We start from the raw sequence: 13221 nt of genomic DNA on the forward strand, positions 1-13221 counted from the left end.
ATCTGATCTGATCAGGGCGTTCAGGTCAGGTCGTCGTCGCGCTTCTTCTCTGCTTGCTGAGCGAGGAACCGCTCAAACTCTGCTCCAAGTTCGTCGCCGCTAGGCAGGTCTTCGTCGCGTCTCAGAAGTGACCTGTTCTCCTGAGCGTCGATGAACGCATCATACTGGCGCTCAAGAGCTGCTACCACTTGAGCGACTTCGGTGCTTGCCTGCACTTGCTCGTCGATTTTGGCTCGGATTTCTGCCGCTGCTTCGGCTAGTGCCGATAGCGGAAGCTGCAGTGCACCCGTCTTGGCCACTTGCTCGAGTAGTGCCTGGGCGGCCGCTGGGTAGTCAGTCTGGGTCAGATAGTGTGGCACGTGCACGGTGAACCCGACAACCTCATGACCATGCTGGCCCATTCGGTATTCCAGCAAGTTGGACGCACTACCAGGGACTTGGATTTCGGTGATCCAAGGTGTGAAATCGGCGATCAGCTCCCCGTTGTTGGAGTGCGCGGTCAGTGTGATTGGCCGTGTGTGTGGAACCGCCATCGGGACAGTGCCTAGGCTGATGGTCTGTCGAACCCCCAAGCGCTCGGCCAGCAGGCGCACTGCAGTGATGAAACGCTCCCATTTCAGATCCGGTTCCATACCGGCCAGCAGTAAAAACGGTGTCCCGACGCTGTCACGCAACGCGTACAAGCTGAGCTCCGGATCGTCGTAATGGGTGAAGTGATCGGTCTTGAACGTCATCAGCGGTCGCCGCGAGCGGTAATCGAGCAATTCGTCGATCGCGAAAGAGGCGACCAGCTCGGTGTTCAAGGCAGCTTTCAGGTGGGTAGCGGCGAGCCGGATTGCGTGACCGGCGTCGGAAAAGCCTTCCAAAGCATGTATCAACACCGGACCGCGGCCATCGGACGCCAGCAACTGTGGCGCCGGGAACTCAAGCACGTACATGCCGGGCTGCCCTGGCTGGTAGTGCTGCTCGTCATCTGGGTCTTGATAGTGGGAGTGGGACATCGGTGTTGCCTTCTCTCGTGCGTCTGTCCAAGGTGCCGTAACCAGTGTCCCTCAAAACGACGGCGACCCGATAATGTGAACAACCAAGCCTACCTGACAGCGATTTTTCGAAAGCGCATGATCGTGAGACGGCAGGCGCCGGTAGACTAGCGGGTGGCGTCCAATTTGCCGGCAAGCTTGTTGGTGTGTTGGGCAGTGTCGATTTCCGGCGGCCGGTGCGCAGTCAGGAATGATATAGAGCGATGAGGGTTGGGAAGATGTGACTTTGCCTGCTGTTCAGCCTAGCGACGTTGCTGAAGTTATGTGGACGGCCAGCTTATCGCACATGTCCCCCCGCACCAGTGCAGCCGAGTAGCGCGCTAATACCGCAGGATAGCTGACCCGAGCCCGAGCAGGTGGCGGGTCCGGTGGACCCCGACCCGCGTTGGTGCAATCTTCGTCGACGGCGGCGCCATGCAGGTTTGCACAGGCTCGGTGGTGCACTCGACGGGCGGCGACCTTGTGTTGACTGCCGCGCACTGCGTGTCCGGGCGTTCCCAGGCAACGTTCGTTCCTGGGTTAACCGATGATGCTGCGCCCACCGACTTGTGGAAGGTCGACCAGTTCTACTTCGATCCACGTTGGATTGCCATAGATCCACGTTGGATTGCCATAAAGGATCCGCGTGCCGACTAAGTGATTGCCCGAGTTAGCTGGTGGTGGTGCGGTGGAATCGCATGTCGGCTCCGCGCTTTCACTAGGCACGGCGCCTGCCCAGGGCAGCATACCTATCGGCTGTGAGGCCAGAACCGGGATCACCGCGAGCGGGTTTCCCTTGTTGGCGTGTGAGGGGCTAGTCAGCGGCACCAGCGGCGCTCCATGGGTGAGTGGATCGGCGGTCATCGGATTGGTTTGGTGGTCTCCAAGGTGGTGGGTGCGCGCAGAACATGTCGTACTCGGCATCGTTCGATGAACACATCGCGCAGCTGCTGGTGCGCACAAGCCGACGGACCCGGTGATTCCGTGCTGTCCGAATTCGATGATATTCTGTTTGAGGATAGTATGATCACCGGCGGAACTGGTTGAGCGCACACATCTTGTTCATAACTTCTAATGCAGTGTTCTTGTAGGTCTCGGAGAATCTTGGGCAGTTGAAAACCGTGTCGACCCGGTACTCGACGGTGTCTCCACACCCCATCAAGGCCTGCTCGATGTGCATTATCTCGGTGGCGTTGGTGACGAAGATATGCACGCTAAGCAGCTTGAGATCTTCGGTGGACAAGCAAACTTGAACATGCCGTAGAAGTCCCGGAGATCTGGCTGAGAGCCAGCTTCCGCGGCATCGAGCTATCCCTACTTCGTAGGGGATCGAGTTTTGCGTGAGTTCCACCTCGGTGGTGCCGATGAGGCCACCTCCGGGATTGAATACATGCCGATCGACTGACTGTAGTTTGGTGATGTCTAGCCGTCAGCTCGCCAAATGCGTGATAGGCAGCCAGGCGCCCTTGTTCCATCGAGGTCGCGGCGAGTGCAGGTAAGCCGACGGCATAGAAATAAATATAGATGTGGCCCACCTTGGTTGAGAATTTTTCGTCGACGAAAATCCATCCGGCGATCCACGGCTTACAGGTCGGCCTTTTCCAGGTCGAGGTGATCGGTCTGATCCCGCCGCCCCGCGGAGTACATCACCGATTCGGCGGGGATCTGCTTGCTGCTGACCAGAGTGGTGACGAACCGCCATCGACCGTGGTGACTTTCTCGTCGAAGCGGAATGTCACTGCTAGGTCGTGTAGGTGGAACTTCAGCGCTTCGACGACTTCGAGGTCGCAGAAGTCCAGCATGTCGCTACGCTTTTCCACCACGGTCACCTTGGTGACCAGCGCGGCAAACATCGAAATGTACTCGGTGCCGATCGCACCGGCACCGACCACGGCCATCGAGGACGGCAGTGACTTGAGGTCGAGGATCCCATCGGAGTCGAGAATTCTTTTCTAGTCCAACTCGACCCCAGCAGGCCGCACCGAACTTGGTGCTGGTAGCTGCTGACGACGTTATAGCCGCTGACGGTGGTCTTCTTGCAGTGGTCATGGTCTTCACCGAGAATCGTGTGTGAATCGAGGAAGCGGCTGTGTCTGAGCAGCAAATTGACCCGGTTGCGAATCAATTGGCTGCGTATTATGTTAATTTTCTTTATTATCACGTGTTTGATTCGAGCTAACAGGTCAGCTGAAGTGCTCCGATATTTTACTGGTAGCTTCCTCTGTATAGCTCACCCTGATGTGTTCCGGTGAGGTAAATAACCGTTTCACTCAATATCTTTGACGGGATGGTGCCGGTGGTTGACATGCACGCTGCCGATTATTCGGCTACGTTCGATGCTTACGGTGGATTTACCTAGCTTGGCTGAAGGCGACCGCGGTTTTCCTGTCCGCCAGGACCCGAACCAATAATCACTATAAACCAATAATCACTATAGTCGTACTCGCACATTGACCCTATGAATATAGACAGTAGGAACGCACAGTCAGAACTTCGCCCACAAGCGGACAGCTCCACCAGGCCGCATGAACATCGGTTGACGGTGGCGATCGTCAGCGTTGATGCTTATGACAAAGCCTCCACCCAATTTTGAGTTAAACCGTTTCGGAGCATTGATCACCGTGCTACTAGGCCGTTCTTGGCTTAGTGCCGAAAAAGTCACTGGTCTTGGTGGTAATTGATGTGTGTCGATCTGTCCGGACAGCTGGTCGACTGGGTTGGGCATCTAGTTGACGTTGCCGCCGCGGCTGATCCTGAGGCCGCGAACGCCTGTGATCATTGATGCGGACGGCGTCCACTGTTCACGTTGCAAACAGCCCACAGGACATCCGCAAACTTGCGTTCACCGGCTGCCGGCTGACTGATGACTCGGTATTTGGCTACCGCCGCTCTGGACATTTGGCCAGCGCGGCGGGTTAGGTCTCAGTCCGGCCGTTCGAGCCGCATCGGCCCGAACGAATGAATCAGACCTTCTCGACTTTGACCGCGTGCGCCATCTCATGCGGCAGAGTGACGTTTTCGTGACCGGGGATAATGATGATCACGTTGCCCGCTGGGCTTGTCTCCACCGTCACACGTGCGTTGGGCACGACGCCGGTGTCTTTGAGCCGCGTGATCAGATCGATATCGTCCTGGACATGTTCGGTGAGCTGGCGGACGACCACTGCCACCGGTGACCCGGACGGCAACTCAGTCAACCGGACAAGTTTGGCGTTGGCGGCGCTGGCATCCGGTCCAGCACCGAGGTCTAGCAGACCTGGAATCGGGTTGCCGAACGGTGATGTCGTCGGGTTGTTTAGTACTTTAATCAGCCGGCGCTCAACATCCTCACTCATTACGTGTTCCCACCGACATGCTTCGGCGTGAACCTCTTCCCACGGCAACCCGATGACATCGACCAGCAGTCGTTCCGCGAGACGGTGCTTACGCATCACCGCGATGGCCATCGCGCGGCCTTTGGTCGTGAGCTCTAGATGACGGTTGCCAGCCACCCGGAGTAATCCGTCCCGTTCCATCCGGGACACAGTTTGGCTCACTGTAGGCCCGCTCTGCTCGAGCCGCTCGGCGATACGGGCGCGCAGCGGTGTGACACCCTCTTCCTCGAGGTCGTAAATGGTCCGCAGGTACATCTCGGTGGTATCAACCAGGTCATTCATTCAGCACCCTCCATTACTGGCGAGTCTACTTGGCCAGCTGCGCCGATGGTTTGCCGAGCTTCGCGGCAGCAGTATGCCCGCCACGGGGCGGCGGGCATAACTGTCTGTTACCTGGCTTCGGCTGGCGGCCCTGACCTGGGTGGCCTAAGTAGCGTGTTAACTCGCGTACGAGCGTAGTCGGTCAGCGCGCTCACCGTTGCGGAGCTTGCACATCACGTCTCGCTCGATTTGGCGGACCCGCTCGCGGGACAAACCGAACAGCTTGCCGATCTGATCCAGGGTGCGTGGCTGGCCGTCGTCTAGACCGAAACGCAGCCGGATCACCTGGTGTTCACGTTCGTCGAGAGTGGCCAGCACACTGCGGATATCGGTGTGCAGAAGTTCGGCGATGACTGCGTTCTCCGCGGACATGGCTTCGGCGTCTTCGATGAAGTCGCCCAGCGGGGCCTCCTCCTCGGAGCCGACCGGCATGTCCAGACTGACCGGGTCGCGACTGTGTTCCAGCAGGTCGTTGATCTTCTCGATTGGAATTCCCGATTCAGCGGCGAGTTCTTCGTCAGTAGCTTCCCGTCCTAGGTTTTGGTGCATTTCCCGCTTGATCCGGGCCAGCTTGTTGACTTGCTCAACTAAGTGCACCGGCAGTCGGATGGTGCGGCTCTGGTCGGCCATACCGCGGGTGATGGCCTGTCGGATCCACCAAGTAGCATACGTCGAAAACTTGAATCCCTTTGTGTAGTCAAACTTCTCCATCGCGCGGATCAACCCCAGGTTGCCCTCCTGGATTAGGTCCAGCAATGGCATTCCCCGACCCGTGTACCGCTTGGCCAGCGAAACAACAAGGCGTAAATTAGCTTCCAGCAGGTGGCGACGTGCTGCTGCGCCATCGCGCGCCACAGCTGCTAATGCGCGTTTGCGGCCCTCGCCGAAGCGCTTGCGAGTTTGGAGCAGATGCTCCGCATAGAGCCCAGCTTCGATGCGTTTGGCCAATTCGACTTCATCGGCGGCGTTGAGCAACGCTGTCTTACCGATGCCGTTCAGATACACACGCACCAGGTCCGCGGCGGGGCTTTGAGCATCCAGATCGCTGTCAACCCGGTTTGTGGTGGCTTCGGCCATGACGCCCTCCCAATCGGCTTGTTCTGTAGTTTGTTTTAACGACGGGTCCTCCTTGAGAGTTCCCGTCCTGCTGTCATCTCACACGCTTTGACGTGCGGAAATGTGCCGACGACCTGAGAATGTCCTGAGAAGTGCGGGTCGAGGCTAGCCGGTCTGAAACCCCTGGCTAGCTTCGGCTGTCTGTGGCCAATGACGTCGGTTTAGGCGGCGGTCGTCGTAGCGACTTGAATGCTGGCTGCTCGGTCGTCAGCAATAGCGGGGTGCGCCTTCGGCGGCTGTCAAATCGTCGTGGCTCTTCTGTGCGGCGAAGGGGTCGGTCGTTGGCAATTAGTACGGCCATCCACGGTAACGGCACCGAGGCCGCCACGATCAGCAGTGAGATCAGACCGTTGTGCCAGGCGCTGTAGGCGACGGTGGTCAACATAAGCGCCGGAATCCGGAAAGCCATCAAGGTCATATATTTGCGTACCCGCGTGCGACGCTCTTCCTCGTACGACGGGGCAGCGGTGGTGATGAGCACCGGCCGGCTATTGTCATCGAACGTGTCCGTTGTACCTCGATTCGGAGCCGTGCTTAATTTCCCCACTGTACCCAATACAAGATCAACTCCGGCGTGTCCGGCTTCTGTTTCAGCGTGGGGCGAGTGCGGAGGCACAATGTCACAATGTTAGGGAGGCACAATGTCACAATGTTAGGTATGCAGACCCAGACAATCGAACACACCTATACCGACGAACACGTCGACGACGGTACGGGCAGCGACACGCCCAAATACTTCCACTACGTCAAAAAGGACAAGATCGTTGAGAGTGCGGTCATGGGCAGTCATGTGGTTGCGTTGTGCGGTGAAGTATTTCCCGTGACGCGCGCGGCTAAGCCCGGCTCTCCGGTATGTTCGGACTGCAAGCGGGTCTATGACATGCTCAAGAAGGGTTGATCAGTTCAGCGGCTCGGCCGCTGCGATGTTGTGTTGTTTGGGTGGTGACGGTGTTCCGCCCGGGGTCGGTATGCAGACGCGATGTCAGCCAGTTATGCAGTCGGTGGGTATGTGTTTTCGGTGCGGGGAATTTCTCCTGGATAGAGGCATTGAATTCAGCGCCCAGCATGATCGCAAAACCGCCGAAGAACGCGAACAGTAAGAACGCGATTGGCGTCGTCAACGCGCCATAGGTATAGCCAGTACCGGTGATCCACTTCAGGTAAATCCGAAGGCCCAGCGTGGTGATCACGAACACCGCTGTGGCCAGAATTGCACCAAAGACCAGCCGGTGCGTAGGCAGCGGTATTGGCAGCGCTACCCGGTAAAGGATCATGACAGCGACCAGCAGGCTCACAATCACCGCCGGGTAATAGCCCAAGTGCAACATGTTGGCCCAGCTATGGGGAATGAGTTTCGTCACTTTGCGTGGGCCCACCACTACCAACGGCGCGGTCGCAACCACGAATGCCAGCATCGCGATGTAGAGGAACAGCGCGAAAAGTCGCTGCTTTACCGGATGGCGCAACAGTGTCTGGTCATGCGCTTTTACGACCGCATCGACGAATGCCGAAATTGCCGACGATCCTGCCCACAGTGAGATCAGAAACCCCAGTGATACCACTTCGCCGCGGGCACCGTTGTTGACGTCGCTGATTGTGGGTTCGATGATCTCGTTGACGACGCTGGGGGAGAAGAAGCTGTGTGCCATCGAGATCACGCGCCGCTCGATGGTGGGTAAAGTATCCTCGCCGAATAACGGTGCGACATAGGCCAAGCTTCCCAGCATTCCTAGCACCAGTGGCGGCAGCGACAAAGCTGACCAAAAGGCTGCCTGTGCTGACTCTGAGAAGATCGAGTCATCCCAACTTTTCGACAGAGTCCTCAGGCTGATTCGCCAGATGTGCTGACGGGTCGGTTTGTATACCTGGCCGCTCATACTATTACCGGTGACTGCTTGCGTAGCCAGCTACGGAATGCTGCTCATTGCGGTGTCGTTGTGGCATGATTCGGCAGGGAATACCGGCCATATCCACAGTTGCCTCTGCCCGATCACCGTCGACCGGGTGTTTCGTGCTTGAAGTGTATTGTTGTGCTCCTGCTGGTAATGTAGGCCAATAGGTGGATTCCGTCTGCATGAACGGATCGTCGTATGCCACGGCTCACCTGACTCCTATCGGTGTTGATATGTAGCTGGAATTCGGGCTTGTCGATTCCTTGCTTGGTCGTTCATCGCTGGGTTTAAGCGCCCGATGGTCTCATGAATAACCGATACGGCAGGGGAAAGCAAGTACTCGTGATCGATTCGCCGTTTCGGTGTCGTTACGTGAGTGCCCTGGCTGTTCAATGATGCGAATTGACGCGCGAAGGTTTTTGTGCTGCTATTTTTGGACAGCGACACCATTTCGAAATCAGCGTAAGGGCTTGCAGAGGGGCACCATATTGTCGAAGATTTGGATCTGAGAATATTGCCCAGTGCCATTAAAGAGCCGTTGCTGAGTGAATTAATGAGTATTTGCTGTGGTTAAAAATTCGCTCATGTGGACTCGCGTTCCCGCGTGTTCTAGAGTTAGCTGATTTCAATCACGACTGCTAATGCTGTTAGCTTTACCTCGTGCTCGTTCGTGTGATGCTGGCAGAAGAGCAGTTCGTCTCCTGAAGAGAGCTTGGCGCACGCACGCGTTGCTGCGCAGCAGCGGTCTACTCTGGTCAGGGCTGCGTTCATGGCTACTTCATTCTCACGTGCTTACATTGCCTTAGACGGCAGCGGTTTTCACCTTGTTCCCCAAATTGTTGTCGGGTGTGTCTTTTCTCACGCATTTCACCCTCCCCGGGGCATTATTTGCTCGCCTGGTTTCGGTTCCCGGCGTACTGGTACATCTCTGCGGTGCAGAGGAATGGTTGCGTACCCGCAGCCGCGGCGGGATTCACCCTTGACCTGTGTGCCGCGGCGAGCAAGTCCGCGTTCATCCATCTATCGACGCTTGAGCAAGTACAGCTTGCTGGCTGTACATCCGGCCGCGGTGACCTGATTTTGCTGTGTATCGCTCCCAGTGAGCTAGGCTCACCGGTGCGTTGGGAGTTTGGAATTGCCACGGATCCCGAATCAACGCTCTTCCCGCATCTGTACGGTCCGTTGTCAGTGTGCGATGTGATCAGAGTTCCTCCAACTTCCCGGGGTCCGATGGCACTTTCCCGCCGGTCGCGGGATTTCAAAACCGCACGTAGTAGTAGTGAACTTCTATCTCCACCAACAGGTCAGGTGCGATCAGCGCGGACACTTCAACGATTCCAGCTTCCGGACGTATTTGGCCGAAAAGTTGTGTGCACTTCTCCGGCCTTGCGCTAGCGCAGTATATCCGTTACATGGATACGAGTATGGACACCGTCGGTGAGTGCCGAACCCATTTGTTTGAGCGCACTTTTTATGCGGCGCAAAACTTCTCCCATTTGGTCGGCCATATCACCGGCAGGTCTGGCGCTGGTAACCTCGGACGCAGCGACGTGAGGGCCCACTTGCACTGCGCGTGAGTAATCGACCACTAGATTCGAAATCCGATCCGGATGAGACGTTGTTGCGGCTGATCGGCATGCGATCACAGTAGCCTGGGGTGCAGAACCTGCGACGATCAGTTCTCGAAAAAGCTTCGATAACAAGCAGGTTATACGGATTTGTTGGCAGAGGAAGTTTGGAAGACGCGATGCTGCTAGGCTGACTTGTCCGGGCAGGACTGTGATCTCGGGGTAGTGGTGTGACTTGAATATCAAGGCTTAAGCCGCAACGCAAGTAGGTATTGATGTCGGTCGAAGACACGTGAGTACGGAGTCAGCCGTGGACCACGAGCTGTCGGTCACGGCTATCGACCCCTCATGACAAGGCGAAGAGCGGATGGCAAGAACGTGTTCTACGGGGTGTTGCTAGTCAAGGTAGTCACGCAAGACCTGGGAACGGCTGGGGTGGCGTAACTTCGACATCGTCTTAGACTCGATCTGACGGATGCGTTCGCGGGTTACGCCGTAGACCTGGCCGATTTCGTCGAGGGTGCGAGGCTGGCCGTCAGTGAGGCCGAAGCGAAGCCGTACTACGCCGGCCTCGCGTTCTGAGAGTGTTTCCAACACCGACTGCAACTGGTCTTGCAGCAACGTAAACGACACCGCGTCTACGGCCACCACCGCTTCACTATCTTCGATGAAGTCGCCCAGCTGGCTGTCGCCCTCATCGCCGATGGTCTGATCTAATGAGATTGGTTCACGAGCGTATTGCTGGATCTCGAGCACCTTCTCAGGTGTGATGTCCATCTCTTTTGCGAGCTCTTCAGGCGTGGGCTCGCGGCCCAGATCCTGTAGTAGTTCCCGCTGAATGCGGCCGAGCTTGTTGATCACCTCGACCATGTGGACCGGGATGCGGATGGTGCGGGCTTGGTCCGCCATGGCGCGGGTGATGGCCTGGCGGATCCACCACGTCGCGTACGTCGAGAACTTGTACCCCTTGGTGTAGTCGAACTTCTCGACTGCCCGGATCAGGCCCAGGTTGCCTTCCTGTATCAGGTCGAGGAACGCCATCCCGCGGCCGGTGTAGCGCTTGGCCAGCGAAACCACCAGCCGCAGGTTGGCTTCCAACAGATGGTTTTTCGCACGATCGCCGTCGCGACAGATCCACATCATGTCGCGGCGCTGGGCGGTGGGTAGTTTGGTGCCCCGCTCAGACAGCTCGGTCATTAGCTGCGTGGCGTATAGGCCAGCCTCGATCCGCTTCGCCAGCTCAACCTCTTCCTCGGCGTTGAGCAGGGCCACCTTGCCGATCTGTTTGAGGTACGCGCGAACTGAGTCTGCCGATGCGGTGAGCTCGGCATCCTTACGGGCCTGACGCAACGCCTCGGATTCATCTTCGTCCCAGACGAAATCGCCGGAGGCCTTGTCTTTTTCGGTCGGCTCAACGATCTCTTCGTCATCATCGGTGGAAGCTTCGTCGGTCTTGGTGGCTGCAGTAGCTTCGCCATCCTCGGTTTCACCTGGTTCGATGTCGGTGACTACGTCGTCGTCTTCGAGGTCGTCGAGACCGAGGTCGGCGGCTTCGATGTCGATGTCGATGTCCTCGCTGGGCTCAACGTCGAGGTCCGGTTCGGCATCGAGGTCGTCGGCAGTGGCGTCGGAGTCGAGGGTGTTCAGAGTGGCTTCGGGATCGTTCAGGGTGTCTTTGGCTGCCGAGGCTTTAGTCGTGTGGTCCTGCGCGGACGGTGCCTTTGTATCGACGCTTTTGACCGAGGTGCGGGCCTTCTTCGCAGCGTCGCTTGCCCCGGAGGCTTTAGGTGGTGTCGTGGATTTGGTGGCCCGAGATGCTGTACTAGTGGCTCGTTTTGTGGGGGCGGAGCCATTTGCGGCCTTAGTCGTCGATCGCTTGGCGGGGGTCGCGGGCGTCTTGGTGGCGGTGCGCTTCACCGGCTGGCCGGTTGCCGGACTTGTCTTGGTCGCTACCACATACACCCCTTCGGTCGGACTCACTTCCGGTGGGTTTGGGCATGCATAACCGAAAGTGTCTGCTATGTCGAATGTCGGCGTTGATATCAGCGTGAGTACTCGCGCTATCGGTCGGGCGACCGCCGATAACCATTGTAACGGTGGCACGCGCCTGGACTGTTCCACCGGGCAAAATTCAGTGCGTCACATCTGCGGTAGAAGCCATGGCAGCGCCGACTATGCCGGCCGTATTCTGCAGGGCTGCGGCCACCATCGGGGTGCGGTTTTCAAGCAGTGGTATCCATCTATCGGCCTTGCGGCTGATGCCGCCGCCGGCAATGAACAGGTCAGGACACATCGCGTTTTCGATGGCGACCAGCACCCTCGTTACCTGCTTGGCCCATGTTCGGTAGCTCCATTTGTACTTGTCTTTGACGGACGATGCCGCTCGTTGTTCGGCCTCTTTACCGTCGACCTCGAGATGCCCGAACTCGGTGTTAGGAATCAGTTTCCCGTTGTGGATGACTGCTGACCCGATCCCGGTGCCGAAGGTGAGTAGCACAATCAAGCCAGAGTTGTTTTTGCCCGCTCCATAGCGCCCTTCAGCAAGCCCAGCAGCATCCGCGTCGTTGAGAATGGTGACTTCCTGGCTGTTCAGCTCAGCGCTGATAATGTCGCGGGCATTGGTTCCAATCCAGGAGTCGTCCACGTTGGCAGCCGTTCGGACGACGCCCTGGGTGACGACGCCGGGATAGGTCACTCCCAGGGGAGCAGTCCATCCGAATGCGTTGACGACCTCGGCAATGGTCTTGGCGACTGCCAATGGGGTAGCCGGTTGAGGGGTGAGCAGTTTGATGCGGTCACCAATCAGTTGCCCGATGTCGAGGTCGACTATGCCACCCTTGATGCTGCTGCCGCCGATATCGATGCCGAACCCGCGGTGCCGCGATGTCGTACCGGCGGTGTCGCTAGGCGGAGAGGTTCTGGGCGTATCTGCGGTCGCGTCGGTGCTCGTTATAGCAATCTCCTTGGCGAGACTTGGTTGTTCGCTTACTTTAGCCTGGCGATGATGCGGGCTGACTGTCTGGCATCTGCCGGCGACTGTGATGCGATAGGCCAGTGACAGTACCTGACAACGATCCCGAGCAGCTGCGCTGCGTAGCCGAATCACTGGCCACTGAGGCCGCCGCGTTCGTGCGATGTCGCCGAGCTGAGGTGTTTGGTACTGACCTGGGCGCCGCAGGCGGCGGCGCGGTACGGGCGAAGAGTACCCCGACCGATCCGGTGACTGTCGTTGACACCGAGACAGAACGCTTGTTGCGTGATCGGCTCGCTCAACTACGGCCCGGTGACTCGATCCTTGGGGAGGAGGGGGGTGGGCCCGCCGATCTGACCGCCACGCCTGCAGACACGGTAACCTGGGTGCTTGACCCCATCGATGGCACGGTGAACTTTGTCTACGGCATCCCGGCTTACGCGGTGTCGGTCGCAGCTCAGGTTGATGGCGTGTCAGTGGCCGGCGCGGTTGCTGAAGTTGTTGCCGGTCGGGTGCACTCGGCGGCGAGCGGCCTCGGCGCGCATGTCACCGACGAGTATGGTGTACAGGTACTGAGATGCAGCGCAGTCGATGACTTGTCGATGGCGCTGCTAGGTACTGGCTTTGCCTATTCGGTAGTGCGCCGCGCCGCCCAGGCGGCGCTGTTGGCCCAGATGCTGCCGGTGGTACGTGATGTACGTCGCATCGGTTCGGCCGCGTTAGACCTTTGCATGGTTGCGGCGGGCCAGTTGGATGCTTATTACGAGCATGAGGTGCAGGTGTGGGATTGCGCGGCTGGCGCGTTGATCGCGGCGGAAGCGGGGGCCTGTGTGCAGTTGCCTAAGCGGAACGGGCCCGTGGGCGGTGCCGGATTGGTGGTAGCTGCCGCGCCTGGAATCGCCGACGCATTGTTGGCTGCCTTGCAGCGATTCAACGGCCTGGCGCCGATCCTGGACTAAG

11 protein-coding genes and 4 pseudogenes are annotated in these 13221 nt (G+C 58.2%); 5 read left to right on the plus strand and 10 right to left on the minus strand.

Translation table 11 applies throughout. The annotated features are described in order from the left end of the window. Window positions 1-20: 20 nt before the first annotated feature. The gene (locus ML_RS05035; RefSeq protein WP_010908070.1) at window positions 21-1001 is read right to left on the minus strand and encodes a proteasome assembly chaperone family protein; all 981 of its coding nucleotides are present in this window, start codon (window positions 999-1001) and stop codon (window positions 21-23) included. A gap of 269 nt (window positions 1002-1270) precedes the next feature. Between ML_RS05035 and ML_RS17880 the strand changes: the two are divergent. Continuing rightward, window positions 1271-2066 (plus strand): annotated as a pseudogene (locus tag ML_RS17880) (trypsin-like serine peptidase). Here the strand turns inward: ML_RS17880 and ML_RS05045 are convergent. The 4 genes and pseudogenes from ML_RS05045 to ML_RS05060 form a co-directional block, all read right to left on the minus strand. Next, a pseudogene (locus tag ML_RS05045) lies at window positions 2047-3479 on the minus strand (FAD-dependent oxidoreductase). The pseudogenes ML_RS17880 and ML_RS05045 overlap by 20 nt on opposite strands. 503 nt (window positions 3480-3982) lie before the next feature. Continuing rightward, window positions 3983-4675 (minus strand): metal-dependent transcriptional regulator, encoded by a 693-nt coding sequence (locus tag ML_RS05050; RefSeq protein ID WP_010908073.1) that lies wholly within the window; start codon window positions 4673-4675, stop codon window positions 3983-3985. Window positions 4676-4831: 156 nt separating this feature from the next. Beyond that, window positions 4832-5791 carry a sigma-70 family RNA polymerase sigma factor SigB gene (gene sigB / locus ML_RS05055; protein ID WP_010908074.1) on the minus strand — a complete coding sequence of 320 codons (960 nt, stop codon included), beginning with the start codon at window positions 5789-5791 and terminating at the stop codon, window positions 4832-4834. 166 nt (window positions 5792-5957) lie between these two features. Beyond that, on the minus strand, window positions 5958-6386 hold the full coding sequence (locus tag ML_RS05060; RefSeq protein ID WP_231846785.1) for a DUF3099 domain-containing protein: 429 nt from the start codon (window positions 6384-6386) through the stop codon (window positions 5958-5960). Between the two features lie 102 nt (window positions 6387-6488). Between ML_RS05060 and ML_RS05065 the strand changes: the two genes are divergently transcribed. Continuing rightward, window positions 6489-6728 carry a DUF3039 domain-containing protein gene (locus ML_RS05065; RefSeq protein ID WP_041322580.1) on the plus strand — a complete coding sequence of 80 codons (240 nt, stop codon included), beginning with the start codon at window positions 6489-6491 and terminating at the stop codon, window positions 6726-6728. On the opposite strand, the gene ML_RS05070 is transcribed toward ML_RS05065, so the two are convergent. Further along, window positions 6715-7707, minus strand: coding sequence for a YihY/virulence factor BrkB family protein (locus tag ML_RS05070; RefSeq protein WP_010908077.1), 993 nt, complete (start codon window positions 7705-7707; stop codon window positions 6715-6717). The two genes, ML_RS05065 and ML_RS05070, sit on opposite strands and share 14 nt — an antisense overlap. A 630-nt stretch (window positions 7708-8337) precedes the next feature. Then, window positions 8338-8493 (minus strand): DUF7455 domain-containing protein, encoded by a 156-nt coding sequence (locus ML_RS19820; RefSeq protein ID WP_420872433.1) that lies wholly within the window; start codon window positions 8491-8493, stop codon window positions 8338-8340. 125 nt (window positions 8494-8618) lie between these two features. Here ML_RS19820 and ML_RS05080 point away from each other — a divergent pair. After that, window positions 8619-8996, plus strand: a pseudogene (locus ML_RS05080) (DUF952 domain-containing protein). On the opposite strand, the pseudogene ML_RS15550 reads toward ML_RS05080, so the two are convergent. From ML_RS15550 to ppgK, 3 genes and pseudogenes are all read right to left on the minus strand, one after another. Beyond that, window positions 8981-9360: pseudogene (locus ML_RS15550) on the minus strand (Rid family hydrolase). The pseudogenes ML_RS05080 and ML_RS15550 overlap by 16 nt on opposite strands. Window positions 9361-9686: 326 nt before the next feature. Then, window positions 9687-11246 carry an RNA polymerase sigma factor gene (locus tag ML_RS05085; protein ID WP_111481136.1) on the minus strand — a complete coding sequence of 520 codons (1560 nt, stop codon included), beginning with the start codon at window positions 11244-11246 and terminating at the stop codon, window positions 9687-9689. Between the two features lie 175 nt (window positions 11247-11421). Next, complete coding sequence (gene ppgK, locus ML_RS05090; RefSeq protein ID WP_231846786.1) at window positions 11422-12153, minus strand: polyphosphate--glucose phosphotransferase; 732 nt, start codon at window positions 12151-12153, stop codon at window positions 11422-11424. Here ppgK and ML_RS15555 point away from each other — a divergent pair. Together ML_RS15555 and ML_RS05095 are read left to right on the plus strand one after the other, a co-directional pair. Continuing rightward, on the plus strand, window positions 12061-12348 hold the full coding sequence (locus tag ML_RS15555; protein WP_231846832.1) for a hypothetical protein: 288 nt from the start codon (window positions 12061-12063) through the stop codon (window positions 12346-12348). The genes ppgK and ML_RS15555 overlap by 93 nt on opposite strands. Next, on the plus strand, window positions 12345-13220 hold the full coding sequence (locus tag ML_RS05095; RefSeq protein WP_010908081.1) for an inositol monophosphatase family protein: 876 nt from the start codon (window positions 12345-12347) through the stop codon (window positions 13218-13220). Before ML_RS15555 ends, ML_RS05095 begins: the two co-directional genes overlap by 4 nt. Window position 13221 lies beyond the last annotated feature (1 nt).

The sequence above is a fragment of the Mycobacterium leprae TN genome, assembly GCF_000195855.1.
GTDB lineage: Bacteria > Actinomycetota > Actinomycetes > Mycobacteriales > Mycobacteriaceae > Mycobacterium > Mycobacterium leprae.

Bases quoted from the DNA above. Each gene is read 5' to 3' on its own strand.
- ML_RS19820 (WP_420872433.1), bottom strand. From the start codon at position 8,493: ATGAACGCAGCCCTGACCAGAGTAGACCGCTGCTGCGCAGCAACGCGT.
- ML_RS05035 (WP_010908070.1), bottom strand. From the start codon at position 1,001: ATGTCCCACTCCCACTATCAAGACCCAGATGACGAGCAGCACTACCAG.
- ML_RS05065 (WP_041322580.1), top strand. From the start codon at position 6,489: ATGCAGACCCAGACAATCGAACACACCTATACCGACGAACACGTCGAC.
- ML_RS05050 (WP_010908073.1), bottom strand. From the start codon at position 4,675: ATGAATGACCTGGTTGATACCACCGAGATGTACCTGCGGACCATTTAC.
- ML_RS05070 (WP_010908077.1), bottom strand. From the start codon at position 7,707: ATGAGCGGCCAGGTATACAAACCGACCCGTCAGCACATCTGGCGAATC.
- sigB (WP_010908074.1), bottom strand. From the start codon at position 5,791: ATGGCCGAAGCCACCACAAACCGGGTTGACAGCGATCTGGATGCTCAA.